The sequence below is a fragment of the Nocardioides sp. YIM 152588 genome, assembly GCF_040191335.1.
Classification (GTDB): domain Bacteria; phylum Actinomycetota; class Actinomycetes; order Propionibacteriales; family Nocardioidaceae; genus Nocardioides.
In genome coordinates, this window is record NZ_JBEGDJ010000062.1 from 1 (window position 1) to 24,984 (window position 24,984).

At 73.3% G+C, this 24,984-nt stretch carries 21 protein-coding genes and 1 pseudogene; 7 read left to right on the top strand and 15 right to left on the bottom strand.

What is annotated here, in order from left to right; translation table 11 throughout:
- Positions 1–2 precede the first annotated feature (2 nt).
- Both ABLM29_RS19655 and leuS read right to left on the bottom strand, forming a co-directional pair.
- Positions 3–737, bottom strand: a complete 735-nt coding sequence (locus ABLM29_RS19655) for a DegV family protein (protein ID WP_349716244.1) — start codon at positions 735–737, stop codon at positions 3–5.
- A gap of 81 nt (positions 738–818) precedes the next feature.
- Positions 819–3,332 carry a leucine--tRNA ligase gene (gene leuS, locus ABLM29_RS19660; protein WP_349716245.1) on the bottom strand — a complete coding sequence of 838 codons (2,514 nt, stop codon included), beginning with the start codon at positions 3,330–3,332 and terminating at the stop codon, positions 819–821.
- A 170-nt stretch (positions 3,333–3,502) separates the two neighbouring features.
- Between leuS and ABLM29_RS19665 the strand changes: the two genes are divergently transcribed.
- Positions 3,503–4,264 carry an SDR family NAD(P)-dependent oxidoreductase gene (locus tag ABLM29_RS19665; RefSeq protein WP_349716246.1) on the top strand — a complete coding sequence of 254 codons (762 nt, stop codon included), beginning with the start codon at positions 3,503–3,505 and terminating at the stop codon, positions 4,262–4,264.
- A gap of 246 nt (positions 4,265–4,510) precedes the next feature.
- Here ABLM29_RS19665 and ABLM29_RS19670 read toward each other — a convergent pair whose 3' ends face one another.
- Positions 4,511–6,631, bottom strand: a complete 2,121-nt coding sequence (locus tag ABLM29_RS19670) for a PhoX family protein (RefSeq protein ID WP_349716247.1) — start codon at positions 6,629–6,631, stop codon at positions 4,511–4,513.
- A gap of 135 nt (positions 6,632–6,766) precedes the next feature.
- Between ABLM29_RS19670 and chrA the strand changes: the two genes are divergently transcribed.
- Together chrA and ABLM29_RS19680 are read left to right on the top strand one after the other, a co-directional pair.
- A complete protein-coding gene (gene chrA / locus ABLM29_RS19675) occupies positions 6,767–7,921 on the top strand; it encodes a chromate efflux transporter (protein WP_349716248.1) in 1,155 nt (384 codons plus the stop codon).
- Positions 7,922–8,007: 86 nt separating this feature from the next.
- The gene (locus ABLM29_RS19680; protein ID WP_349716249.1) at positions 8,008–8,382 is read left to right on the top strand and encodes a hypothetical protein; all 375 of its coding nucleotides are present in this window, start codon (positions 8,008–8,010) and stop codon (positions 8,380–8,382) included.
- Between the two features lie 11 nt (positions 8,383–8,393).
- Here ABLM29_RS19680 and ABLM29_RS19685 read toward each other — a convergent pair whose 3' ends face one another.
- The 4 genes from ABLM29_RS19685 to hppD are packed head-to-tail and all read right to left on the bottom strand — an operon-like array spanning position 8,394 to position 12,398.
- Positions 8,394–8,729 carry a GNAT family N-acetyltransferase gene (locus ABLM29_RS19685; protein ID WP_349716250.1) on the bottom strand — a complete coding sequence of 112 codons (336 nt, stop codon included), beginning with the start codon at positions 8,727–8,729 and terminating at the stop codon, positions 8,394–8,396.
- A gap of 7 nt (positions 8,730–8,736) precedes the next feature.
- Entirely contained in the window at positions 8,737–9,888 is a 1,152-nt protein-coding gene (locus tag ABLM29_RS19690; RefSeq protein ID WP_349716251.1) for a fumarylacetoacetate hydrolase family protein, read from the bottom strand.
- Positions 9,885–11,138, bottom strand: coding sequence for a homogentisate 1,2-dioxygenase (locus ABLM29_RS19695; protein ID WP_349716253.1), 1,254 nt, complete (start codon positions 11,136–11,138; stop codon positions 9,885–9,887). Before ABLM29_RS19695 ends, ABLM29_RS19690 begins: the two co-directional genes overlap by 4 nt.
- 57 nt (positions 11,139–11,195) lie before the next feature.
- A complete protein-coding gene (hppD, locus tag ABLM29_RS19700) occupies positions 11,196–12,398 on the bottom strand; it encodes a 4-hydroxyphenylpyruvate dioxygenase (protein WP_349716254.1) in 1,203 nt (400 codons plus the stop codon).
- Between the two features lie 180 nt (positions 12,399–12,578).
- Here hppD and ABLM29_RS19705 point away from each other — a divergent pair, with 180 nt between their 5' ends.
- Positions 12,579–13,073 (top strand): Lrp/AsnC family transcriptional regulator, encoded by a 495-nt coding sequence (locus ABLM29_RS19705; RefSeq protein ID WP_349716255.1) that lies wholly within the window; start codon positions 12,579–12,581, stop codon positions 13,071–13,073.
- A gap of 22 nt (positions 13,074–13,095) precedes the next feature.
- Here the strand turns inward: ABLM29_RS19705 and ABLM29_RS19710 are convergent, their stop codons facing one another.
- The 5 genes from ABLM29_RS19710 to ABLM29_RS19730 all read right to left on the bottom strand — a co-directional run bounded on the left by ABLM29_RS19710 (position 13,096) and on the right by ABLM29_RS19730 (position 18,372).
- A complete protein-coding gene (locus ABLM29_RS19710) occupies positions 13,096–13,926 on the bottom strand; it encodes an alpha/beta hydrolase (RefSeq protein ID WP_349716257.1) in 831 nt (276 codons plus the stop codon).
- A 24-nt stretch (positions 13,927–13,950) separates the two neighbouring features.
- On the bottom strand, positions 13,951–14,775 hold the full coding sequence (locus ABLM29_RS19715; RefSeq protein WP_349716258.1) for an alpha/beta fold hydrolase: 825 nt from the start codon (positions 14,773–14,775) through the stop codon (positions 13,951–13,953).
- 125 nt (positions 14,776–14,900) lie between these two features.
- A complete protein-coding gene (locus ABLM29_RS19720) occupies positions 14,901–15,284 on the bottom strand; it encodes a type II toxin-antitoxin system VapC family toxin (RefSeq protein WP_349716260.1) in 384 nt (127 codons plus the stop codon).
- On the bottom strand, positions 15,281–15,544 hold the full coding sequence (locus tag ABLM29_RS19725; RefSeq protein ID WP_349716261.1) for a hypothetical protein: 264 nt from the start codon (positions 15,542–15,544) through the stop codon (positions 15,281–15,283). Before ABLM29_RS19725 ends, ABLM29_RS19720 begins: the two co-directional genes overlap by 4 nt.
- 74 nt (positions 15,545–15,618) lie before the next feature.
- Positions 15,619–18,372, bottom strand: coding sequence for a helix-turn-helix transcriptional regulator (locus ABLM29_RS19730; RefSeq protein ID WP_349716262.1), 2,754 nt, complete (start codon positions 18,370–18,372; stop codon positions 15,619–15,621).
- 160 nt (positions 18,373–18,532) lie between these two features.
- Between ABLM29_RS19730 and ABLM29_RS19735 the strand changes: the two genes are divergently transcribed.
- Positions 18,533–20,680: an MMPL family transporter gene (locus tag ABLM29_RS19735; protein WP_349716263.1), complete on the top strand. Its 2,148-nt coding sequence runs from the start codon at positions 18,533–18,535 to the stop codon at positions 20,678–20,680.
- Positions 20,681–20,691: 11 nt separating this feature from the next.
- Entirely contained in the window at positions 20,692–20,913 is a 222-nt protein-coding gene (locus tag ABLM29_RS19740; protein WP_349716264.1) for a YgaP family membrane protein, read from the top strand.
- Between the two features lie 71 nt (positions 20,914–20,984).
- Here ABLM29_RS19740 and ABLM29_RS19745 read toward each other — a convergent pair whose 3' ends face one another.
- A complete protein-coding gene (locus ABLM29_RS19745) occupies positions 20,985–22,184 on the bottom strand; it encodes a cytochrome P450 (RefSeq protein ID WP_349716265.1) in 1,200 nt (399 codons plus the stop codon).
- Positions 22,185–22,194: 10 nt separating this feature from the next.
- On the bottom strand, positions 22,195–23,055 hold the full coding sequence (locus ABLM29_RS19750) for an NAD(P)-dependent oxidoreductase (RefSeq protein WP_349716266.1): 861 nt from the start codon (positions 23,053–23,055) through the stop codon (positions 22,195–22,197).
- Between the two features lie 156 nt (positions 23,056–23,211).
- Between ABLM29_RS19750 and ABLM29_RS19755 the strand changes: the two genes are divergently transcribed.
- Positions 23,212–24,576: a pyridoxal phosphate-dependent decarboxylase family protein gene (locus tag ABLM29_RS19755; RefSeq protein WP_349716267.1), complete on the top strand. Its 1,365-nt coding sequence runs from the start codon at positions 23,212–23,214 to the stop codon at positions 24,574–24,576.
- A 9-nt stretch (positions 24,577–24,585) separates the two neighbouring features.
- Here the strand turns inward: ABLM29_RS19755 and ABLM29_RS19760 are convergent.
- Positions 24,586–24,984: pseudogene (locus ABLM29_RS19760) on the bottom strand (hypothetical protein); the annotation flags it as partial.

Genomic DNA, 24,984 nt, shown 5'->3' on the forward strand with positions numbered 1-24,984 from the left:
GTCTACCGCGAGACCGTCGCCGACCGGACGCCGGCCGACCCGTGCTTCCTCGCGGTCTCCTTCCGGCTGCGCGGCGTGCGGGGGCGCCGGGGGCACGCCGCGTTCCGCGCGAGCGCCCGGTTGGCGGTCCGCACCTTGGCGGCCGGCACCACCCGGCCGTCGTCGATGGTGAGCAGCGGCTTGACCGCCAGCGCGCCGCCGAGCAGCGCGGCGGTGCCGCCCACCCGACCGCCGCGGCGCAGGTACTCCAGGCTGTCGACGTACAGGAGGGTGGTGGTGGCCGCCGCGCGCTCCCCCGCCGCCGTCACGGCGTCGTCCAGGGACCCACCCGCGGCGATGGTCGCGGCGGCCTCCTCGACGGCGAAGCCGGTGGCCGGGCCGATCTGGCGGGCGTCGAGGCAGCGCACCTCGACCGGCGCGTCGCGGGCGGCGAGGGTCGCCGACTCGAAGGTCCCGGAGACCTCGGCCGAGACGGGCAGCACCAGGATCCCGGAGGCGCCGGCCTCCGCCAGCCGCCGGTAGGCGTCGGCGAAGACCGCGGGCGCAGCGCGGGAGGTGGTCACCGGCCGCTTGTCCCGCAGCGCGGCCGCGATCCGCTCCGGGGTCGCCTCCGGCGAGCCCTCCTCGAAGCAGTCGTCGCCGATCACCACCTGTAGCGGCACCACCGTCACGCCGAGCTCGGCCGCGCGCGCGGCGCCGAGCTCGGCGGTGGAGTCGGTGACCAGCGCGATCGGCATGCCGCGAAGGCTAGGGCATCGCCGCGTCGGCCACCGCCGCCCGACGGCACCGGGCCGGCCGGGACCCGCCTCGGCCCGGACTCAGACGACGATGTTGACCAGCTTCGGCGCCCGCACGATGACCTTGCGCACGGCGCGGCCGTCGATCGCCCGGACCACGGCCTCGTCGGCCAGCGCGGCGGCCTCCAGGTCGTCGGCGGCGATGTCGGGGGCCACCTCCAGGCGCGCCTTCACCTTGCCCTGGATCTGGACGACGGCGGTCACCGAGTCCTCGACCAGCAGCGCCGGGTCGACGGTCGGCCAGGCGGCGCGGGCGACGGTCGGGGCGTGGCCCAGCCGCTCCCACATCTCCTCGGCCGTGTAGGGCGCCACCATCGACAGCAGGATCGCGACGGCCTCGGCGGCCTCGCGGATGGCGGGGTCGGCCGGGCCGCAGCCGGAGTCGATCGCCTTGCGCGTCGCGTTGACCAGCTCCATGACGCGGGCGACGACGACGTTGAAGCGGTAGGACTCCACCAGCTTCTCCGCGTCGGCGACCGTGCGGGCGGTGACCTTGCGCAGCGCCAGGTCACCGGCGGTGACGTCGGCCCCCGGCTCGGAGGTCACGTCGCCGGCCAGGCGCCAGGCGCGCTGCAGGAACTTCGCCGACCCGGCCGGCGAGACGTCGGCCCAGTCGATGTTGTCCTCGGGCGGGCTGGCGAACACCAGCGTGAGGCGCACCGCGTCCACGCCGAACTCGGCCAGCTGCTCGCCCAGGTTGACGCCGTTGCCCAGCGACTTGCTCATCTTGCGGCCGTTGTTGATGACCTTGCCCTGGCTCAGGTACGCCGAGAACGGCTCGTCCCAGGTGATCATCCCGGCGTCGCGCAGCGCCTTGGTGAAGAACCGCGCGTACAGCAGGTGCAGCACCGCGTGCTCGTCGCCGCCGATGTACAGGTCGATGGGGCCCCACGCGTTGGCCAGCGCGGAGTCGAACGCCTGGGTGTCGTCGTTCGGGGACAGGTACCGGAAGAAGTACCAGGACGAGTCCACGAAGGTGTCCATGGTGTCGGTGTCCCGGGTGGCCGGGCCGCCGCACGTCGGGCAGGTGACGTTGACCCACTCGGTCGCGGCGCCCAGCGGCGAGGTGCCCTTCGGCTTCAGGTCGGCGCCGCGCAGCTCCGGCAGCTCGACCGGCAGCTGGTCCTCGGGCACCGGGACCTCGCCGTCGACCGGGCAGTGGATGATCGGGATCGGGGCGCCCCAGTACCGCTGGCGCGACAGCAGCCAGTCGCGCAGCCGGAAGTTCACCGTGCCGGTGCCGTGCTCGCCGGCCTCCAGCAGCTCGATCGCGGCGTGGATCCCCTCGACCTTGTCGGTCCTCCCGTCCAGCGGGCCGGAGTTGACGTAGGTGCCGTTGCCGGCGGTGGCGACGCCGGAGACCGCCGGGTCCTCCTCGCCGGTGTCGACGACCATCCGCACCGGCAGGTCCATCGCCCGGGCGAAGTCCAGGTCGCGCTGGTCGTGGGCGGGCACCGCCATGATCGCGCCGGTGCCGTAGTCGGCCAGCACGTAGTCCGACGCCCAGACCGGGATCCGCTCGCCGTTGATCGGGTTGGTCGCGTGCACGCCCAGGAAGACGCCGCTCTTCGGCCGGTCGGTGGCCAGGCGGTCGATGTCGGACGCCTTGCGGACCTCGTCCTGGTAGGCGTGCAGCGCGGGACGCTGCTCGTCGCTGACCAGCTTCTCCGCGATCTTGGCGTCCGCGGCGACCACCATGAACGTCGCGCCCCACAGCGTGTCGGGGCGGGTGGTGAAGACGGTGATCGGCTCGTGGCCCTCGACGTCGAAGGTGACGTGGGCGCCCTCGGAGCGGCCGATCCAGTTGCGCTGGGCGTTGACGACCTTGCCGATCCAGTCGTCCTGCAGGTCGTCCAGGCAGTCGTACAGCTCCTGGGCGTAGGCGGTGGTGCGGAAGTACCACTGGGTCAGCTCGCGCTTGGTGACCTCCGCGCCGCAGCGCTCGCAGGTGCCGTCGGCCAGCACCTGCTCGTTGGCCAGCACGGTCTGGTCCTTCGGGCACCAGTTGACCGGGCTGTTCTTGCGGTAGGCCAGGCCCTGCTCGCGCAGCTTCAGGAACAGCCACTGCGTCCAGCGGTAGTACTCCGGGTCGGAGGTGTGCAGCCGGCGCGACCAGTCGAAGCTGACGCCGTACCGCTTCATCGACGCGAACTGGGTGTCGATGTTGCCGTAGGTGTAGGTCGCCGGGTGCGTGTCGTTGCGGATCGCGGCGTTCTCGGCGGGCAGGCCGAACGAGTCCCAGCCCATCGGGTTCAGTACCTCGAAGCCGCGCAGGCGCCAGTACCGCGAGATCACGTCGTGGATCGCGAACACCTCGGCGTGACCCATGTGCAGGTCGCCGCTCGGGTACGGGAACATCGTCAGCGCGTACTTCTTCAGGCGCTCCCCCGACAGCACGGCGGCGTCGTCGGCCTTGAACGGGTCGATCTCGTCCCAGACCGGGAGCCACTTCTCCTCCACCGCCAGGGCGTCGTACGACGCGGGGCCGGTCTCGCCGGACTCGCTGGTGGGGATCTGGTCGGTCTGCTCGCGCATGTGGGTCTCTCTCGTGCTCCGCTGGTGGTCCGGACATGCAAAAGCCCCTCGCGCTGCAAGGGGCGGCCGCGTCGTTCGTGAAGGTCAGGGAACGACGCGGCTAGATAAGGAGGAGTGTCCGGATGGTCACGCCCCCAGGGTACCGCCTCAACCCCGTAGCCTCTCCCCCCATGACCCTCCCCGACATGTTCCGACTGGACGGCAAGGTCGCCGTCGTCACCGGCGCCTCCTCCGGCCTCGGTGTCTCCTTCGCCCGCGCGCTGGCCGAGGCCGGCGCCGACGTCGCCCTCGGCGCCCGCCGCGTCGACCGCCTGGCCGAGACCGAGAAGCTGGTCACCGACGCCGGCCGCCGCGCCATCTCGGTGGGCACCGACGTGGCCGACCCCGACTCCTGCACCGCGCTGGTCACGGCCGCGATGGAGGCGTTCGGCCGCGTCGACATCCTGGTCAACAACGCGGGCATCGGCACCGCCGTACCGGCGACGCGCGAGACCCCCGACCAGTTCCGCCAGGTGATCGACGTCAACCTCAACGGCTGCTACTGGATGGCCCAGGCGTGCGGCCGGGTGATGCAGCCCGGCTCCAGCATCATCAACATCTCCTCGGTGCTCGGCATCACCACCGCCGGGCTCCCCCAGGCCGCGTACGCCGCCTCCAAGGCCGGCCTGAACGGGATGACCCGCGACCTGGCCCAGCAGTGGACCGGCCGCAAGGGGATCCGGGTGAACTCGATCGCGCCCGGCTTCTTCGTCTCCGAGATGACCGACGGGTACCCGCCGGGCTACCTCGAGCAGCAGCAGGCGCGGATCCCGATGGGGCGCAAGGGCGACCCGGCGGAGCTCGCCGCGACCGTGGTGTTCCTGGCGTCCGATGCGGCGGGGTACATCACCGGGCAGACGCTGCCCGTGGATGGTGGGATGACGATCACCTGAGTGGTGCATGAATCACCGGTCGGCCGGTGATTCGGTTGCTTGACAGGCAGTGCAACGCCCGTCAAGCAACCGAAGTGCCCGTCAGGTGTGGCGCGTGATGAGCCTGAGGCACACGACCCGCACCCGCCCTGGCACCCGCCGGCCCGCCGGCCCACCCACCGCCAGCACGTACGGCGAGGCCCCGGACGCCCCCAGGCGCCCGGGGCCTCGCCCGTCCTCGACGCAGCCGCGTCAGCCCAGCCCGCGTCAGCCCAGCTTGTACGCCACGCAGACCGACGGCCGCGGGAAGTCGTTGCTGTGCGGCCACGTGCTCGCCGGCTCGTCGAAGGACGCGCCGGAGACCTCGCCCGGGTGCTGCGGGGCGAAGAAGAGCGACTTGTCGCCGTCGTACATCAGCGGGCCGCAGCACTCAGCGCCCCGGGGCACCGAGAGGAACTGCTTGACCTGGCCACGCTTCGCACCGGCCACCGGCACCCGGAACAGGCCGTCGTTGGCACCGAGCGCGTTGCCGTCGGTGGCGATCCACAGGTTGCCGAGGCTGTCGAAGGTGACGTTGTCGGGGCAGCTGATCGGGCTGACCGCGTCCTTCGGGAACCCGGCGAAGTAGGTCTCGGGGGCCTCCGGGTCGCCGCACACCAGGAACAGGTCCCAGGTGAACGTGTCGAGGTCGTGGTTCCCGCTCTTCGGGGTCATCTCCAGGATGTAGCCGTTGCGGTTGCCCGTCGCCTCGGTCAGCTCGCTGACCGGGCTGGAGCGCACCATCGAGGCGGTGATCGGGTTGGCCTCGTCCGGGTCGAACGCGGTGCCGCGGTTGGAGTTGTTGGTCAGCGCCGCGTAGACCTTGCCGTTGACCGGGTTGATCTCGACGTCCTCGGGCCGGTCCATCCGGGTCGGGGTGAGCAGGTCGGCGGCGTGCCGGGTGAAGATCAGCACCTCCTCGACCGTCATCCCGGGCACGTACGACGTGGTGTCGCTGCACAGCGGCAGCCACTCGCCGGTGCCGTCGTAGACGCCGTCCTCGGTGCCGTCGCCGGTGAGGCGGGCGACGTAGAGGGTGCCCTTGTCGAGCAGCTTCTTGTTGTGGGCGTGCGCCTTGCGGCCCTTGCCCCGCCAGAACCGCGCCGAGGAGACGAACTTGTAGAGGTAGTCGCCCCGCTCGTCGTCGCCCATGTAGACGACGGCGTGGCCGGACTTCGACAGCGTCACGTTGGCGCCCTCGTGCTTGAACCGGCCCAGCATCGTGTGCTTGACGGGGGTCGACGTCGGGTCCATCGGGTCGACCTCGACCACCCAGCCGAAGCGGTGCGGCTCGTTCGGCTGCTTCTCCAGGTCGAAGCGGTCGTCGACGGAGTACCACTTGCGCGGGTCGCCGGCGTTCTGGCCGATGCCGTAGCGGCTGTAGGAGGTGGTCAGCTCGGTGCCGTCCTCCAGGGTCGGCCCGGCGGGCAGCTCGCCCGGGGTGTTGAAGTACTGGTTGAAGTTCTCCTCGCCGGACAGGATCGTGCCCCACGGGGTGAGCCCGCCGGCGCAGTTGTTGAAGGTGCCCTTGACCTTCGTTCCGGTCGCGTCCGCGGTGGTCTTCAGCAGGTCGTGGCCGGCGGCGGGGCCGGTCAGCTCGAACGTGGTGTCGGCGTTGATCCGGCGGTTCTTGCGCGCCTTGGCCAGGTTGGTCTCGCGGTACCAGGAGCCGGGGACCCGGCCCTTCTTGATGGTGACCACCGAGAGGCCGTGGGTGTAGATGCCCAGCCAGGCGATCTCCTCGGGGCTGTAGGTGCCCGCGGGGTACATCAGCGTGATGTCGTCGTACTCGTGGTTGACGACCATCAGCGCGGTGTCGCGGCCCAGCGGCACGACGCCGACGTAGTCGTTGTTGTAGCCGAACTGCTTCTTGACGGCCTCGACCGTCAGCGCCCGCGGGTTGAAGGCCGGCGCGCCGGGGAGGACCGGGTCGCCCCAGCGGATGATCACGTTGTGGTCGAAGCGCTCCGGCAGCACCACCGCGTCCCGCCGGTTCGGGGGCACCGCGGTGAAGTCGGCGCGCGCCATCGCGCCACCGTGGGGCTTCGACGTGTGCGGGCGCTCGGCCACGTCGGCCGCGGCGGCGGCCACGGTGCCGGCGGTCCCGCTGAGCACCAGCGCGCCGCCGCCGATCGCGGCGCCGCGCAGCACCGAGCGGCGGCCCATCGCCTTGGTGATCTCCTCGGCCATCGTGGGGTGGTCGGTGGTGTTGGGGACCGGCATGTCGCAGGCGTTGCCGCAGCGGTAGAGGCAGGTCAGGTAGGAGCGGGAGCCGTGCCGGTGGCCCTCGCGCTCGTCGAGAGGGATCAGCGGGAGCGGGGCGCGGTGGTCGGGGTGCACAGTTGACATGGGCCGCAGCCAATCGGCGGCGGGTGAATCCGGGCACGCTCGCACGTGACCGCCGAATGAACCCGGGACCCCGGAATGGGGACGGCGGCCGGTCGACCCCCGCGGACGGCGCGTCGGCCGGGCATCATGCGTGCCGTGGAGCAGTCACCGCCCGGCCGACCGGGAGTCCCCGGATCCGCCCGCGAGGTCGCCGGCGTCTTCCTGCGCCTCGGCCTGGTCGCGTTCGGCGGCCCCGCCGCGCACGTCGCGCTGATGCGCGAGGAGCTGGTCCGGCGCCGCGCCTGGGTCGACGACCGACGGTTCCTGGACCTGGTCGCCGCGACCAACCTCATCCCCGGCCCCAACTCCACCGAGCTGGCGATCCACCTCGGCCACGACCGTGCCCGCTGGCGGGGCCTCGTGGTCGCCGGCGCCTGCTTCATCCTGCCCGCGGCGTTCCTCGTCGCCGGGCTGGCCTGGGCCTACGTCGAGTACGGCGACACGCCCGCCCTGACCGGCCTGCTGTACGGCGTGGTGCCGGTGATGCTGGCGATCGTGGCCTGGGCGGTGATCGGCCTGGCGCCCACGGTCTTCTCCGCCGTGCGCTGGGTGGTGCTCGCGGCGCTCGCGCTGACGGCGTACCTGCTCGGCGTGAACGAGCTGGTGGTGCTGTTCGGGGGCGGCGCGGTCGCGGCGCTGATGCACGCCGCGGGGCGGCTGCGGGCCGACGGCACGGCGGCGCTGGTCGCTCCCCTGCTGGCCGCGCCGGCGCTGGGGCAGCCGGACCCGGACCGCTACGCCCAGCTCTTCTGGTCGATGCTGCGGATCGGGGCGGTGCTCTACGGCAGCGGCTACGTGCTGATCACCTTCCTCGACGGCGAGTTCGTGGACCGGCTGGGGTGGATCACCACCGAGCAGCTGGTCGACGCGGTCTCGGTCGGCCAGGTGACGCCGGGCCCGGTCTTCACCACCGCGACGTTCGTGGGGTACCTGGTGGCCGGCTGGCCCGGCGCGGTGATCGCGACGGTCGCGATCTTCCTGCCGTCGTTCGTCTTCGTGGGCCTGCTGACCCGGCTCACCGGGTGGCTGCGCAGCAGGCCGTGGACCGCCGCGGTCCTGGACGGGCTGAGCACCGCCGCGGTGGCGCTGATGGTCGGCGTCTTCGGGCGGCTGGCACGGGAGGGGCTGGTCGACGTCCTCACCGTGGCGCTCTTCGCCGTCACGCTGCTCGGCCTGTGGCGGACGCGGCTCAACAGCGCGTGGTTCATCGCCGGGGGCGCGGTCGTGGGGCTGGCGACCGCCGGCTGGTGAGGGGGCCGGGGCGGGGTCGTGTGCCTGAGAAGCCGTCATTCCGATGCGTGGGGCACACGACCCGCGCCCCGCGCTAGCCTGCGGAGGTGCACGTCAGCCGTTCGGAGGCGGCCACCGCCGCGACGCTCCTGGTCCTCGCCGACTTCCAGGGTGCCCTCGCCTGCGGCGCGCCGTGGGGCCGAGCGGCCTACGGCGGGAGCCGTCCCGGCACCCTCCCCGGCCGACTTCGCGCGGTGAGCGGTCTCGCCGCCCTCGCCTACGGAACCGGCGCGGTCCTGATCCTCCGCGGGACCGGGTCACCCGCGGCGCGCTCCCGCGCGTTCACGGCCCTGAGCGCCGTCATGGCCCTCGGGACGGTCGCGAACGGTGCCTCCAGGTCGCCGGTCGAGCGGGCCCTGTGGACACCCTTGACGGCCGCGTCGGCGGCACTCGCCTGGCGTTCCCGCAGCGCTCGGCCCTGAACCCGGTCGGATCAGTCGGCCGGGCGGTCGGTGATCCCCTCGTACTCGGGGTGCTTGCCGATCCACCCGGCCACGAACGGGCAGTGCGGGATGATCCGCTTCGCCTGCGCCCGCACGTCGGCCAGCGCGAACGCGATCAGCCGCCCGGCGAGGCCGCGGCCGGCGTACCCCTCGTCGATCTCGGTGTGCACGAAGTCGACGTGCTCGTCGTCGGGGAGCCGGTACACCGTGAACCCGACCCGGTGGTCGCCGTCGAGGATCTCGTAGCGGTGCCGCTCGGGTGCGTGGCGCGTCTGGATCCGGTCGCCGGTCTGGTCGCTGGTCTGGGCCGTGGCCTGGTCCGTCACACCGCCATCATGACAGCGCGGGGCCAACCGCCGGGGTGATCCGGCCCGCCACCTCACCCAGGTCCACCTCGGTGCCGCCGACCCCGGGGGCGGTCGCCCGGACCACGACCTCGTCGCCGTCCTCGAGGAACCCGCGGACGCTGCCGTCGGGCAGGGTGAGCGGCTCGGTGCCGTTCTCGGTGAGCTCCAGCAGCGACCCGGCCTGGTCGGGGGCGGGGCCGCTGACCGTGCCGGAGGCGAACAGGTCGCCGCAGCGCAGGGTGGCTCCGTTGACGGTCAGGTGCGCCAGCTGCTGGGCCCCGGTCCAGTACAGGCTCGCCGCCGGCGGGGCGGCGACCACGGCGCCGTTGACCAGCACCTCCAGCTGCAGGTCCAGGCCCCACGGCTCGGCGTCGGTGTCGTCCAGGTACGCCAACGGGCGCGGGTCGCGCGGCGGCGGCGCCACCCGCGCGGCGTCGAGCAGCGCCAGCGGCACCACCCAGGGCGAGACCGACGTGGCGAAGGACTTGCCGAGGAACGGCCCGAGCGGCACGTACTCCCACGCCTGGATGTCGCGCGCGGACCAGTCGTTGACCAGGCAGACGCCGAAGACGTGGTCGGCGAAGCGCCCCAGCGGGACCGGGCGGTCGGCCGGCACCCCGACCACGAACCCCACCTCGGCCTCGAGGTCCAGGCGGGCGCTCGGCCCGAACGCGATCGTCCCGTCCGGGCAGCGCACCTGGCCCGAGGGCCGGGTGATCGGGGTGCCGGAGACCACCACCGTGCCGGCGCGGCCGTGGTAGCCGATCGGCAGGTGCTTCCAGTTGGCCGGCAGCGGCGGCTGGCCCGGGCGGAACAGCCGGCCCACGTGCGCGGCGTGGTGCTCGGAGGCGTAGAAGTCGACGTAGTCGGCGACGGTGAAGCCGAGCACCGGGCGGGCGTCGTCGAGCGGCACCCGGTCCGCTCCGGCCTCCTCCCACGCCAGTGCCGCCTCCAGGGCGTCGGCCCACACCGCCGGCCCGGCGGTGAGCAGCGCGTCGAGGGAGCCGCACGCCAGGAACGGCCCGAGGGCGGGGCGGTCCGCGCGGGCGAGGGTGCCGAGGTCGAGCACGTGCTCCCCGGCGCGCCAGCCCACCCGCCGTACGCCGCCGTGGTCGAGGTAGACGCCGAAGCCGGTCATGCGCCGTTCCTGCCGCCGGCCCAGGTCCAGGCGTAGGCGCCGTCGTCGCAGGCGGCACCGCCCTCCCCCAGGTCGAGCGGGCGGAAGGTGTCGACCATGACGGCGAGCTCGTCGAACCGCTCGGCGCCGAGGCTGGCCTCGATCGCGGCCGGCTGCGGGCCGTGCGGGTAGCCGCCCGGGTGCAGGGTGATCGAGCCGACACCGATCCCCGACCCCTTGCGCGCCTCGTAGTCGCCGGCGACGTAGAACATCACCTCGTCGGAGTCGACGTTGGAGTGGTAGTACGGCACCGGCACCGCGAGCGGGTGGTAGTCGACCTTCCGCGGCACGAAGTTGCAGACCACGAAGTTGTGGCCCTCGAAGACCTGGTGCACCGGCGGCGGCTGGTGGACGCGGCCGGTGATCGGCTCGAAGTCGGCCACGTTGAAGGCGTAGGGGTAGAGGCAGCCGTCCCAGCCGACCACGTCGAAGGGGTGGTGCGGCAGGACGTGGACCGTGCCGACCAGCCCGCCGCTCGCCCCCGGACCGGTGCCGCGGTGCTTGAGGTAGACCTCGAAGCCCCCGTCCGCCTCGTAGTCCCGGTCCTCCTCCTCGTGCGGCGGCGTGGGCGGGCGCAGGTCGCGCTCGCAGTACGGCGCGTGCTCGAGCAGCTGGCCGTAGCGCGACAGGTACCGCTTCGGCGGGCCGATGTGGCTGTTGCCCTCGATCGCGTACAGCCGCAGCGGCGCGTCGCCGGTCGGCACCCAGCGGTGGGTGGTGGCGCGCGGCATCACCACGTAGTCGCCGGGGCCGACGACCAGGTCGCCGAAGACGCTCTCCACCAGCGCCGTGCCGTCCTCGACGAAGACGCACTCGTCGCCGGTGGCGTTGCGGTAGAGCGGCGACGGGGCGCCGGCGACGACGTAGCCGATCCGCACGTCGGCGTTGCCGAGCAGCAGCCGCCGGCCGGTGACGGCGTCGGTCTTCGCCACCGCGTCGGCGTCGACCTGCCCGGCCGCGTCCGCGAAGAGCGTGTGCGGTGCCAGGTGGCGCGGCAGCAGCGGCGCGTTCGCGGTCGTCGCCTGCTCCGGCAGCGCCCAGGGCCGGGCGTCGACCAGCGCCGACGGGACGTGCCGGTGGTAGAGCAGCGAGGAGTCGGAGGAGAACCCCTCCTCCCCCATCAGCTCCTCGTAGTAGAGCTCGCCGTCGGGGCCGCGGTGCTGGGTGTGGCGCTTCGGCGGGACGTCGCCCATACGCTGGTAGTGAGCCATGTCAGTGGTCCCTTCCTGGTGGTTTCGAGGCTCGCTTCGCTCGCACCTCAACCACCGCTAGAGGTTGCCCCGCTTCTCCTGCTCGCGCTCGATCGCCTCGAACAGCGCCTTGAAGTTGCCCTTCCCGAAGCCCAGCGAGCCGTGCCGCTCGATCAGCTCGAAGAAGACCGTGGGCCGGTCGCCGACCGGCTTGGTGAAGATCTGCAGCAGGTAGCCGTCCTCGTCGCGGTCGACGAGGATCCCGCGGGAGGCGAGCTCCTCGATCGGCACCCGGACCTCGCCGATCCGGGCCCGCAGCTCGGGGTCGGAGTAGTAGGAGTCCGGGGTCGCCAGGAACTCGATGCCCGCCGCGCGCAGCCGGTCCACCGCCGCCAGGATGTCCTCGCACGCCAGGGCGAGGTGCTGGGCGCCGGGGCCGCCGTAGAACTCCAGGTATTCGTCGATCTGGCTGCGCTTGCGGGCGATCGCCGGCTCGTTGAGCGGGAACTTCACCCGGTGGTTGCCGCTGGCCACGACCTTGCTCATCAGCGCCGAGTAGTCCGTGGCGATGTCGTCGCCGATGAACTCGGCCATGTTCGTGAAGCCCATGACCCGGCGGTAGAAGTCCACCCACTCGTCCATCCGGCCGAGCTCGACGTTGCCGACCACGTGGTCGAGCGCCTGGAAGACCGGCGCGCCCTCGCCCCCGCGCGCCATGGCGGAGCTGCGGGCCACGTACCCGGGCAGGTACGGGCCGTCGTACCGGCTGCGGTCGACGAGCGTGTGCCGGGTCTCGCCGTAGGTGGCGATCGCGGCCAGCCGGACGGTGCCGTGCTCGTCGCTCTCGTCGTGCGGCTCGACCAGCACCATCGCGCCCTTGGCCCGGGCGTGCTCGATGCAGCGGTCCACGTCGGGCACCTCGAGCGCGATGTCGGTGACGCCGTCGCCGTGCCGTGCGTGGTGGGCGGTGACCGGGCTGTCGGGGGTGACGCCCCCGGTGATCACGAAGCGCACCGCGCCGCTGGTGAGCACGAACGCGTGGTGGTCGCGGTTGCCGGTCTCCGGGCCGGAGTACGCGACCAGGTCCATCCCGAACGCCGACTGGAAGAAGTGCGAGGTCTGCACGGCGTTGCCGACGGCCCACACGACCGCGTCCCACCCGGTGACCGGGAACGGGTCGGAGGCGTCGTCGTACTCGACGAGCCCGATCAGCCGGCGCAGCTGGTCGAGGTCCAGGTGGGCGAGGCGCTCGGCGTCGGTGAGGTGGTCGGCGATGGTCATGGGTGCTCCCTCCACGGCAGTACAGAACGACGCGGATGTGATCCGCGTCACCCACAGCCAAGACGGGGAATCGCCGCTGCACAACCTGACCACCGGGAGGTACGCCGAGCGCCTACTCCGCCCCGCGACGGCAGCCTGGAACTAGGCTGACCGCCTAGCATTGACGGCAGGAGGTAGGACATGGACCTCGACCAGCTCGACCTCGCGCTGCTCACCGCCCTGCGGGACCGGCCGCGCGCCGGTCCGCTCGAGCTGTCCCGGCAGCTCTCGGTGGCGCGGGCCACCGTCCAGGCGCGCATCCAGCGCCTCGAGGACGCCGGCGTGATCACCGGCTACGGCCCCGACGTCGACCTCGAGGCGGCGGGCCACCCGCTGTCGGCGTTCGTCACCCTGGAGATCGCCCAGGGCGCGCTCGACGAGGTCGCCTCCGAGCTGGAGGCGATCCCGACCATCCTCGAGGCCTACGTCACCACCGGGACGGCGGACGTGGTCTGCCGGGTCGCGGCCTCCGACCACGCCGACCTGCAGGACACGCTCCTGGAGCTCAACCGGTCCGGGTCGGTGGTGCGCTCCACCAGCGTGGTGGTGCTCGGCACGCTGATCGCCCCGCGGGTGCTGCCGCTGCTGCAGCGGACGGCGGCGAGCCGGGCCAGCCGGTCGCCGTCGTACCGCTGATCCGTGCGGCGGCGGCCACCGGTCAGGCGGACGCGGTCGCCCAGGGCTGCGCGGGCTGGGCGTGCTCCCGGGCCCAGGCGAGCGCACGGTCGGCGACCGCCTCCCCGCCGGGCGCGGCGCAGGTCCAGTGGTCGCGGCCCTCGAGCTCGACGTACTCGGTCAGCGCCGGCGAGTGCCGGTAGTGCTTGGCGTTCGACCGGTTCACCGACGGGGGCATGATGTGGTCCCGAGCCCCGGCGATGAAGAGCAGTGGCGCGCGGTCGGCCTTGTAGTCCACCCAGGTGTCCTGGTGGCCCGGCTTGAAGTTGGCGAACAGCCCGTACTCCCAGATCCAGTGGCCGGGCGCGGCGACGGCGTAGCGCTCCCACGCCTTCAGCGACTCCTCCGCCGTGAGGGTGTTGGTGAAGGCGTAGTGGAACTCCTCGGGGGTGAACGCGACCGCCCGGTGCCGGGTGGCGGGGTTCTTCAGCGCCGGGAAGAGTGACCGGGCCTGGGAGACCGGGCTGACCCGGACGCCCTCGGTGGGCGCGGAGTCGATGACCACCCCGGCCGAGCCCAGGCCCCGGGCCAGCAGCAGCTGGGTCAGCGTGCCGCCGAAGGAGTGGCCGATGATGATCGGCGGCACCTCGACGGACTCGATCACCCCAGCCAGGTGGTCGACGGTCTCGGGGACCGTGAGGTTCGCGATCACCTCGGGGTTCTCGCGCAGCGCCTCGACCTCGATCTCGAAGCCGGGGTAGGCGGGCGTCAGCACGGTGAGGCCCTGGGCCTCGTAGTGCGCGACCCACCCCTCCCAGCTGCGCGGGGTCATCCACAGACCGTGGATCAGGACGACGGTGTCGGGTGCGTTCACGACGGGTTCCTCTCGGGTGGGACGTCAGGAGTCGATGAAGGCGAGCAGGTCGGCGTTGAGCCGCTCGCGGTCGGTGTCGGGCAGCGCGTGACCGCTGCCCGCGTAGACGGTGAGCACCGCGCCGTCGACGAGCTCGGCCGACCGCTTCCCGCCCACCTCGAACGGCACGATCTGGTCGTCGTCGCCGTGGATCACCAGCGTGGGCACGTCGACCTCGGCCAGGTCGGGGCGGAAGTCGGTGGCCGAGAACGCGGCGATGCACTCGTACGCCGCCCGGTGGCCGCAGGCCATGCCCTGGAGCCAGAACGCGTCGCGGAACCCCTGCGCGACGTCGCCGCGGCGGTTGTGGCCGAAGAAGGGGCCGTCGGCCAGGTCGCGGTAGAGCTGCGAGCGGTTCGCGGCCTCGCCCGCCCGCAGCCCGTCGAAGACCTCGATCGGCAGCCCTTCGGGGTTGTCGTCGGCCCGCAGCATCAGCGGCGGGACCGCGGCGACCAGCACCAGCCCGGCGACGCGCGCGCTGCCGTGCCGGGCGAGGTAGTGGAGGACCTCGCCACCGCCGGTCGAGTGGCCGACCAGCGTGAGGTCGCGCAGGTCGAGCGCCTCGATGAGGCACGCCAGGTCGTCGGCGTACGTGTCCATCTCGTTGCCGGCCCAGGTCTGGGAGGAGCGGCCGTGGCCGCGGCGGTCGTGGGCGATCACCCGGTGCCCGTGCTCGGCGAGGAAGCGGGCCGTCGCCTCCCAGGCGTCGGAGCTGAGCGGCCAGCCGTGGCTGAGCAGGACGGGCGTGCCGCTCGTGCCGTAGTCGCGGAAGAAGATCTGCGCGCCGTCGTCGGTGGTCACGGTCGGCATGGGCACCTCCAGGCGAGCGGCGGAAGGGGACGCCACCAGGCTGGCCCGGACCACGGACCACACGGACCACGTGAACCACGTAGTCCGTCGCCGGACCACGCGGAGCTCCGAGCGATCCTTGGTCGCTAGGGTCGGACGACGATGTGCCGCAGGCGTGCGGCAGCACCGAGGCGATCGTCGAAGGTCGCCAAGGCGGACCCTGCCGTCGCCGCCGCATCCAGGGCGCAGCAGTCGGGCATCTTCAACCCGGTCTCGACGCGGAGCCCGGCGAGCCGCATCGGCTCGCCCGCATCCGTCCCGGCGACCCGCAGGCCGATGGCCTCCAGGTCGGCGAGCAGCTCCTGCCCACGCCCGGCCCGCACGCCGCCCACCAGCACCTCGGCCAGGTTCAGCGAGTGGATGAGCAGGTCCTCATCGGCGTGGTCGCGCAGCAGGGCGGTCGCCGCCGCGTGGTGCGGATCGTGCGGGTACAGGTGAGCGATCACCACGCTGGCATCCAGCGTGATCACTCGGGCCAGTCCTCGCGCAGCTCGACCAGGAAGTCGGGGCTGAACACGTCCGCGTACTTGCCGCTGGTCTCGTCCAGAGCCGCCAGCCGCCGGCCGATCGCCTCGACGCGCTCCTCCTCCAGGACCTCGCTCCCCGCCTGCAGAACGCGCAGCAGCAGCCTGCTTCGGGATTCGCCGGGCCACCGGCGCGCAGCCAGGTCGAGCGCGCGAGCGACGTCGGGCGTCTCCGTGACCTGGTACCGAGGTCGGGTGGTCGGCATGCCCTGAGTGTACCACTGGCACCTGGGTGGTACACCGCTCGTTCGCCGCCCCGACTGACCGCCCGCCCGACCCCTCAGTCGGCCGCGGCGAGCCGGTCGGCGAGCTGGCGACGGGAGGTGACGCCGAGCTTCTGGAACACCTTGCGCAGGTGGTAGTCGACCGTGTTCGGGCTCAGGTACAGGTGGGCGGCGATCTCGGCGTTCGTCCGGCCGGCCGCGGCCTGCTCGGCGACCGACTGCTCGCGCGGGGTGAGGTCGCGGGTCGGCCCGCCGCGGACCGGGTCCGGCCGCATTCCGCAGGCCTCGAGCTCGGCGCGGGCGCGAGGGAGGAACATCTCCGCTCCGGCGCCGGCGAGGACCCGGATCGCCTCCTGCAGCGTCCGGCCCGCCTCCGCCCGCCGCCGCGCCCGCCGCAGCCATTCGCCGTGGACGAGCAGGGTGCGGCCCAGGTCCACCTCCGCCTCGGTGCCGGCGAGCGCCGCCCGGGACGCACGGAAGTGCTCGTCCGCCCGGGGACCGGCGGCGACCATCCCGGCCGCGCGCTCGGCGACCCCGCGGCACCAGGCGGAGCCGTTCACCGCCGCCAGCTCCGCCAGCCGCTCCGCGTAGCGGCGGGCCTCGGGCATGCGCCCGCTGCGCGCCGCGGCCTCCACGTAGTCCGGGAACTGAAGGGGGGTCACCTGCAGGAACGGGTGCTCGATGAGCGGCCGCAGCCGATCGAAGGCCGCGCCGTACGCCGCCTCGGCCAGGTCGCGGACCCCGAGGGCCGCCTCCGCGGCCGAGCCGACCCCACCGAACCCGATCGCCGAGGCGCCGTCGCCGATCGCCTGGACGAGCTCGCGCGGCGAGCCCGTCCACGACATCACCGCCGCGTTGATCACGTTCTCCGCGTCGTACCCCATCGTGCGACGGACCTCCCGGACCAGGTCGGTGTAGCCGACCGACCGCACCACAGTGCCGCCACTGAGCTCGGACAGCGACATCGTCCAGAGCAGCGAGTCCAGCACCTGGAGTGCGCCCGCCTCCCGAGCGAGCGCGGCGGCGCGCTCCAGCGCGGCCGATCTCCCGGCCTCGTCCCACAGGAACGCTCCGAGTGCCGCGATCGGCACGCCCATCTGCAGGTAGTCCTCGTCGGGCATCGCGAGGACGGCACGGAACGCCTCGCGCGCCGGTCCGACGGCCTCGGCGTACGGCAGGTCGACGAGCGCGGCGAGGCCCCGCAGGACCTCGGCCAGCGGTCCCTCGGCGGAGGCGCCGCAGGCGGCGATCCGTCGACCGAGCTCCGCGGGGGTGAGGCCGTGCGTCGCCCGCTCGGTGGCCGTCATGGCGTCGAACGCCCGGCGCAGCGCGCCCTGCTCCAGCTCCGGGTCACGCCCTCGGAACAGGTCGGCCGCCGCCACGAGGGTCGCCGGCGCCGCGCTGAGCGCGCTCGGGTCCGCGTCGAAGATCGCGAGCGTGGCGCGGAGGTGGAGCGCGCGCCCGCGCACCACCGCGTCGATCCGCTCGTCGCCGGCGTCGATGCCCTCCAGCAGCGAGGCCGCGAACCTCGCCGCGCCGGCGCCGAACGCGGCCTCGGCGGCACCGACCCTCCGGGCGTCGCGCGCCGGGCCTGGCGGGGTCAGCTCGGCCGCCCGCGCCAGCGTGCTGGCGCGGGACGCGACGCCTCCGCGTCGCCCGGCGAGGTCGGCGACCTTCTCCAGCCGGTCGGCGACCCCGGCATCCGTGCCGACCGCGGCGCGAGCCGCGTGCCAGGCCTCCCGCTCGACGAGCCCCATGCCCTCGGCGGCCACGGCCAGCGCCCGGTGCGCCCGGCGGCGCGCGGCGCCGTCCGCAGCGCTGTAGACCGCCGAGCGCACCAGCGGGTGGCGGAACCTCACGACGTCCCCCACCTCGACCAGCCCCGACACCTCGGCCCCGTCCAGCGCCTGGGGCCCGAGGCCGAGGCGCGCGGCAGCGGCGGCGAGCAGGTCGACGTCGCCCGTCGCGTCCGCCGCCGCCAGCAGCACCCAACCGGCGACCTCGGGACCCGCGGCGAGCGCGATCCGGGCGTAGTGCTCCTCCAGGTGGCGTCCGACCGGGACGGGGTCGGCCGCCACACCGAGCGCGGTCAGGCGGTCGGACGAGTAGGAATCCGCGAGGTCGATCAGCGCGAGCGGGTTGCCGCCCGTGGCGTGCGCGATCTGGGCCGCGGCGGCGGGATCCACCGGCCCTCCTGCCGAGGTCGCGAGCAGCTGCTGCGCGGCATCGGACGGGAGACCGGGCACCGACATCCGCGGCACGCCGCCGAGCCTCTCGACCAGGCCGGCCTCGTCGCGACCCGCGAACAGGATCACCACCGGCTCCGCCAGCAACCGCCGCGCCACGAAGGCGAGCGAGTCGAGGGTCTCGGGGTCCATCAGGTGCGCGTCGTCGACACTGCAGACCACGGGCGCCCTCGCGGCCGCACTCGCCAGGAGGTCGAGCAGCGCGAGGCCGACCAGGTAGCGGTCCGGCGGCGGACCGTCGCTCAGCCCCAACGCGGTCGCCAGCGCCCGCCGGTGCCGGACCGGGAGGCGGTCGGACAGGGACCGGAGGGGGCGGCAGAGGCGCTGCAGCCCGGCGTACGGGAGCGCGGACTCCGCCTCGAAGCCGTCAGCGGCCAGCGCCTGGATGCCGTCGCCGACGCTGCCCCGGCGCAGCAACGTCGTCTTGCCGATGCCCGGCTCGCCGATCAGCAGGAGCGAGCCGCCGCGGCCGTTGCGGGCGTTGCCGACCAGGACCGCGAGCGAGTGGAGCTCGTCCTCCCGCCCGAGGATCCCTCGATCGCGCCCATCGCCGACTGAGCTCATCGCGGTCTCCTCGTGCCGTTCCCCCCGCGAAGGGTGACACATCCCTCGTCCCGGTCTTGGTTTCCTCTCAGGATTCCTTAACCCCCCTGGGGGTTGTGCTACGGTCTCGCCCGAACATCCCCCCGGGGGGTTAAAGACCAACGTAGAAGGAGACGCCACCGTGGCGCAGTTGACGGAGACGCCGCCGTCCACCAAGGCCGGCCCCGGCCCGCTGGGACGACTCGGAGTCTGGGTGACCGAGCACCGCAAGCTCGTGACGATCGTGTGGGTCGCGATCGTGATCGGCCTGGGCATCTTCGCCCCGGCCGTCGAGAAGAACCTGTCCGGCGCCGGCTGGCAGGCCGACGGCTCCGAGTCGGTCGCGGTGCGCGAGCTGGCCGAGGAGCACTTCGGCGGCAACGCCAGCCACGCGATCCAGGTCGTGGTGCACAGCACCGACGGCTCGCTGGAGTCCGGCGAGGGCCAGGAGGTGCTCGGCGAGGTCGTCGACGTCCTCGAGGCCGAGCCGCGCCTGGCCGAGGTGCTGCAGCCGATGCCGGGCGTCAGCCTGTCGCAGGACGGCTCGACCGCGGTCGTGCTCGCCGGCGCCGGCGTGGACACCAACGAGATGGTCAAGGTCGCCACCGACCTCAAGGAGGAGCTGCAGGAGCTCTCCACCGACGCCGTCCAGGTCAACCCCACCGGCTCCTCGCTGCTGTGGTCGGACTTCAACGAGGCCAACCTCGAGGCGATGCTGACCTCGGAGATGTACTCCTGGCCGGTGACCCTGGCGATCCTGGTGCTGGCCTTCGGCGCGCTCGTGGCCGCCGGCCTCCCGCTGCTGCTCACCCTGGCCGGCCTCGTCGCCTCGGCGGGCTCCCTGGTGCTGCTCAACGAGTTCATGCCGGTCTCCATCTGGGCGATGAACTTCGCGATGATGTTCTCGCTCGCGCTGGGCATCGACTACGCGCTCTTCCTGGTGGTCCGCTACCGCGCCGCCCGCGAGGGACACAACAAGACCGCGCGCCAGGCCGTCGCCGAGACCATGGACACCGCCGGCAAGGCCGTCCTGCTCTCCGGCGCCACCGTGCTGATCTCGCTGTCGGCCGTGATGCTGGTCCCCTCGCCGTCGTTCCGCTCGATGGCCGGCGGGATCATGATCTCGGTGGTCTTCATCCTCGGGGCGACGCTGACGTTGCTGCCCCTGGTCCTGTTCAAGCTGGACCACAAGATCAACAAGTTCGCGCTGCCGTGGGTGCACACCGGTGAGCACCGCTCGCCGAAGTTCCAGAAGTGGGGCGAGCACCTGTGGCGCCACCCGCTCGTGTGGGGCCTCGGCTCCGTCGTGGTGCTGGTCGCGCTGGCCGCCCCGATCCTCGGCCTCAAGACCGCGATGCCGTCGATCAAGGTCCTGCCCGAGGACGCCAGCGCCCGCGTCGGCTACGGCCTCGTCCAGGACGCCTTCGGCGAGGGTGCGCCCGGCATGCTGCAGGTCGTCACCGAGACCGAGGACGCCGACCAGGCGTCCACCGTCCTGGCCGACGACGCCGGCATCGCCGGCGTGATGCCCGCGGTCCCGGCCTCCGACGACAGCGACCTGGTGCTGATCCAGGCCGTGCCGACGGTCGACCCCTCCGACGAGGAGCTCTTCGACATCGTCGACCGGCTCCGCGCCGACCTGCCCGACTCCGCCCAGGTGGGCGGCGCCGCGGTCGAGAACATCGACCTGAAGAACCAGCTCGACGACTCCACCCCGATCGTGATCGGCGTGGTGCTGGCGCTCGGCTTCCTGCTGCTGCTCTTCGCGCTGCAGGCCCCGCTGATCTCGCTGCTGGGCACCCTGGCCAGCCTGCTGTCGACCGGCGCCGCCTTCGGCGTCGCCCGGCTGATCTTCCAGGAGGGCCACGGCTCGGACCTGCTCGGCTTCGAGCACCAGGGCTTCCTGGACGCCTGGGCTCCGGTCTTCTTCTTCGCGATGATCTTCGCGATCGCGATGGACTACACCGTGTTCCTGCTGGCCTCGGCCAAGGAGCACTGGGAGCGCTCGGGTGACGCCAAGGAGGCCATGGTCGGCTCGCTGGCCCACTCCGGCCGGGTGATCTTCGCCGCCGGCGGCGTCATGGTGGCGGTGTTCTTCACCTTCGCGCTCTCGGGCCCGCTGCCGCCCAAGGAGATGGGCGTCATCCTCGGTGTCGCCGTGCTCCTGGACGCCTTCCTGGTCCGCCTGGTGCTGCTCCCGGTGATGCTGCGGATGGCCGGCAAGGCCGCCTGGGCCTCGCCGAAGTGGCTGCGCAAGATCCTGCCCACCATCACCTTCGCGCACGACTGAGGAGGACCACGATGAGTGCGATGAACATCGACCGCGCGGTCTTCTTCATGGCCGGCACCCTCGGCCTGGTCGGCGCGCTGCTGGCGGCCACGGTCTCCCCGTGGTGGCTCCTGCTGGTCGCCTTCGTCGGCGCCAACCAGCTGCAGGCGAGCATCACCGGGTTCTGCCCGGCCGCCTCGATCCTGCGCCGGGCGGGCATGCGCTCGGGCTGCGCCTTCGAGGCACGCCCCTGACCCGCCGGTGACACCACCCGACGGCCCGGTCTCCCCCGTGGAGGCCGGGCCGTCGGCGTACCGTCGCGCGGTCAGGCGGCGGCGAGCCGCACCGGCACGCTGGAGTAGCCCGCGACGTTGGCCATCGAGACGCGGCGCAGGCCGGCCCGGTCCACCTCGTACGACGGGAGGCGGTCGAGCAGCAGCTCGAGCGCCACGCGGCTCTCCATCCGGGCCAGCGCCGCGCCGAGGCAGGAGTGGACGCCGTAGCCGAAGCCGATGTTGGGACGGCCGGTGGCGGGCCGGTCGATGTCGAAGCGGTCCGGGTCGTCGAAGGCTCGCTCGTCACGGTTGGCCGAGCCGACCAGGAGCATCACCGCGGCGCCCTCCGGGATGGCGGTGCCGTGCAGCTCGACCTCCCGCATGCTGCGGCGCACGTTGTACTGGGAGGGCGACTCGAAGCGCAGCACCTCCTCGACCGCCGCCGGGATCCTGCCGCGGCCCTCCCGTAGCGCCGCCCACTGGTCGGGGTGGTCGGCGAAGGCGACCAGCGCGCTGCCGAGGAGCTTGGTCACCGTCTCGGCGCCGGCGCCGCCGAGCAGGCTGAGGAAGCTGGTGATCTCCAGGTCGTCGAGCCGGGTGGGCCCGCCGTCGTCGTCCCGCACCACCTCGGCCTCGACCAGCCGGGTGATCATGTCGTCGCGGGGGTCGGCGCGGCGCCGCCTGATCAGGTCGAAGAAGTAGGCACCCATCTCCGCGGTCGCGCGCTCCCCCGCCGGCCCCATCTCCTCCTCGCCGGGGTCCCGGTGCAGGGCGGCGTCGAGCCAGTGCCGGATCTGCTGCCGCTCCCCCTCGGGGATCCCGAGCATCCGGCTGATGATCTCGACCGGGAACAGGGCGGCGAAGTCGGCCACCCCGTCGAACCCGGCGGGGTCGCAGCGGGCGAGGAACCCGCCGATCGTCTCGCGCACCATCGGCTCGAGGTCGGCGATCGCGCGCGGGGTGAAGACCTTGTTGACCAGCGCCCGCATCCGGCGGTGCTCGGGCGGGTCCATCATGATCATCATCGGCAGGCCGCGCCACTTGCCCGAGTGCACCGACGCGACGTCCACGCCGTAGGCCGAGGAGTACGTCGCGAAGTCCTTCTGGGCGGGCGCGACGTCGTCGTACCGGCTCAGCGCGTAGAAGTCGTGGTCGGCGTTGTAGTGGACGGGCGCCTCGTCCCGCAGCCGCCGGTAGGTCGGGTAGGGGTCGTCGAAGTAGGCGTCCGAGAACGGGTCGAACAGGACCACCGCCCCGACCTCAGTCCTCGGGGTAGCCGAGGCCCGGTGCGAGCCGCTCGCGCGCCAGCCGCGCCAGCGGGGTCTCGACCCCGAGCTCCTCGGCGAGCTCGATGGCGAACCCGAGGTCCTTGTCGGCCAGGAACCGCAGGTGGTCGAAGGCCCCCCACCAGAAGTCGTCGGGACTCATCTCGGCGGTGGTGTCGCGGTGCATGATCGCCCCGGGGCCGCCGGTGATCGCGTCGGTGTGGCGGACGACGTCACCGAGCGCCACGATGTCGAGACCCGCGGCCTCCGCGAGGCGCTGCGCCTCGGTGGCGGCGCAGTACGCCGCGTAGTGCATCAGGTTGCGCGCGAGCTTGAACCGGGTGCCGGCGCCGATCGGCCCGGCATGGACGACCTTCTCGGCCATCCCGCCCAGCACGTCCCGGATCGACGCGAACGCCTCGTCGGTGCCCCCGACCATGATCGCGAGCCGTCCGTCGGCGGCCCCCATCGCGCCGCCGGAGACGGGGGCGTCGACTACCCGCACGTCGTGGGGCGCAGCGAGGGCCTCGAGCTCGGCCGGGGTGTCCGGCGCCACGGTGGAGTGGATGACGAAGGTCAGCGGTCGCTCCCGCGGGACCTCGAGCACCTCGGCCAGCACGCTGCGCACCTGCGCGTCGGTGTTGACCTGGACGCAGAGCACGTCCCCCGTGGCGAGCTCGGCCACGCTCCCGGCCGGCTTGGCGCCGGCCGCGACGACCGCGGCGACCCGGTCCGCATCCAGGTCGAAGACCTCGAGGTCGATCCCGGTCGCCTCCTGCCGGCCCGCCAGGCACCGCGCCATCGGCCCGCCGATGTCCCCGAGCCCGACGAATCCCACCCGCGTCCTGTCCGTCACCTGACCACCCTCCGTCGCGTCATCCGGTACGGCTCGCACCGGCGCCCAGCGCACCGCTGGACACCTGTCCAACCTAGGCCCGCCCGGAGGCCGGTGGCAATGGAAAACGAGAACTCGTTCCACTCCGTCGCCGCCGCGTGGTGCGAGAGTGGGACCGTGGATCCCCTGGAAGCCGCGGCCGAGGCCGCCGTGGCCTACGCACGATCGATCGACGCGCGCGACGCGGCACCGTGCCGGGGCGCGCTCGACGGGCTCGCCGCCTTCGACGAGGCGCTGCCCGACGCCGGCCGGGGCGTCGAGGAGACGCTGCGCCTGCTCGACGCCGCCGGCAGCCCGGCGACGATCGCCAGCACGGGCGGCCGCTACTTCGGCTTCGTCATCGGCGGCGCGCACCCCGCGGCGCTGGGTGCCGCCTGGCTCGCGGACGCCTGGGACCAGAACGCCGCACTGCCCGCGATGTCCCCCGTCGCCGCGCGCCTGTACGACATCACGCGGGCCTGGCTGCTGGACCTGCTGGGCCTGCCCGCGAGCGCCGGAGTCGCCTTCGTCACCGGGGCGACCGTGGCCAACGCGACGGGGCTGGCCGCGGCACGCGACGCGCTGCTGGCCCGGGAGGGGTGGGACGTCCAGTCCGACGGCCTGTTCGGTGCCCCGCCGATCACCGTGGTCGTGGGCGCCCGGGCGCACTCCACGCTGTCGAAGTCGCTCGGCCTCGTCGGACTGGGGCGCGACCGCGTCCACGTGGTGCCGGCTGACGACCAGGGCCGCATGGTCGCCACCGACCTCCCGGCCGCCACCGGTCCGGTGCTCGTCTGCGCGCAGGCCGGCGAGGTCAACACCGGCGCCTTCGACCCGTTCGACGCGATCGCGGACTGGGCGGCCGAGCGGCGCGCGTGGCTGCACGTCGACGGGGCGTTCGGGCTGTGGGCGCTCGCCGATCCCACCCGCGGCCACCTGGTCCGCGGCCTGGCGCGGGCCGACTCCTGGGCCACCGACGCCCACAAGTGGCTCAACGTCACCTACGACAGCGGCATCGCGTTCGTCCGCGACGCCGGCGACCTGCGGCGCACGTTCGCCGCCTCCGCGGGCTACCTCCCACCGGACGTCGGGTTCGAGGCGATGCACCACACGCCGCAGTCCTCGCAGCGCGCCCGCCAGGTCGAGGTCTGGGCGGTGCTCCGCGCGCTCGGCCGGTCCGGCGTCGCCGAGCTGGTCCAGGGCTCCTGCGACGCGGCCGCCCTGATCGCGACCCGCCTCGGCGAGGGCGGCCTCGAGGTCGTCAACGACGTGGTGCTCAACCAGGTGCTGGTGCGGCTCGGCGGGCCGGCCGGCGGGCTGACCGAGGCGCTCGTCGAGGCCGTGCAGGCGGACGGGCGGATCTGGTGCGGGCCGACGGTCTGGCAGGGCGCCACGGCGATGCGGGTCAGCGTCTCCTCGTGGCGCACCGACCTCGAGGAGGCCGCCCGCGCCGCCGAGGTGATCCTCGAGTGCGCCGCGCGCGTGCGGGCTGGCGGCGCCTGACCGGAGGTCTCACGACGGCGTCGTCGCGTGGGTGAGCACCGGCTCCCCGGTGTCGACGACGACCACCTCGATCGCAGCGATCTGGTCCGGGTCGAGGTCGGTGGCCGCGTCCAGCTCCGCGGTGCGGCCCGGCAGGCCGCGCCAGGTGGCCACCTGCTGGGTGCCGCCGTCGGCGTCGGTGACCACCAGGGCGTAGGTGGTGTCGGCCGCTTCGTCGTCCGCCTCCTCCGTGCACGCCAGGTGCATGCGGGTGCCCCAGGCCACGCCCTGCAGGCTGATCGTCGCCGTCAGCTCGTCCTGGCCCACCGGCGTCATCGCGACCACCGCGGCGGGCGGCGCGGCGGGCTCGTCCCCGCCGCCGCGCACGGCCACGCCGAGCGCCACCGCGACGGCCGCCGCCGCGACCGC

What these genes read in the sequence shown, in the direction of transcription:
- ABLM29_RS19715 (WP_349716258.1), bottom strand. Translation starts at nt 14,775, where the DNA reads ATGCCGACCGTGACCACCGACGACGGCGCGCAGATCTTCTTCCGCGAC.
- leuS (WP_349716245.1), bottom strand. Translation starts at nt 3,332, where the DNA reads ATGCGCGAGCAGACCGACCAGATCCCCACCAGCGAGTCCGGCGAGACC.
- ABLM29_RS19725 (WP_349716261.1), bottom strand. Translation starts at nt 15,544, where the DNA reads ATGCCGACCACCCGACCTCGGTACCAGGTCACGGAGACGCCCGACGTC.
- ABLM29_RS19665 (WP_349716246.1), top strand. Translation starts at nt 3,503, where the DNA reads ATGACCCTCCCCGACATGTTCCGACTGGACGGCAAGGTCGCCGTCGTC.
- ABLM29_RS19695 (WP_349716253.1), bottom strand. Translation starts at nt 11,138, where the DNA reads ATGGCTCACTACCAGCGTATGGGCGACGTCCCGCCGAAGCGCCACACC.
- ABLM29_RS19730 (WP_349716262.1), bottom strand. Translation starts at nt 18,372, where the DNA reads ATGAGCTCAGTCGGCGATGGGCGCGATCGAGGGATCCTCGGGCGGGAG.
- ABLM29_RS19705 (WP_349716255.1), top strand. Translation starts at nt 12,579, where the DNA reads ATGGACCTCGACCAGCTCGACCTCGCGCTGCTCACCGCCCTGCGGGAC.
- ABLM29_RS19670 (WP_349716247.1), bottom strand. Translation starts at nt 6,631, where the DNA reads ATGTCAACTGTGCACCCCGACCACCGCGCCCCGCTCCCGCTGATCCCT.
- ABLM29_RS19655 (WP_349716244.1), bottom strand. Translation starts at nt 737, where the DNA reads ATGCCGATCGCGCTGGTCACCGACTCCACCGCCGAGCTCGGCGCCGCG.
- ABLM29_RS19740 (WP_349716264.1), top strand. Translation starts at nt 20,692, where the DNA reads ATGAGTGCGATGAACATCGACCGCGCGGTCTTCTTCATGGCCGGCACC.
- hppD (WP_349716254.1), bottom strand. Translation starts at nt 12,398, where the DNA reads ATGACCATCGCCGACCACCTCACCGACGCCGAGCGCCTCGCCCACCTG.
- ABLM29_RS19690 (WP_349716251.1), bottom strand. Translation starts at nt 9,888, where the DNA reads ATGACCGGCTTCGGCGTCTACCTCGACCACGGCGGCGTACGGCGGGTG.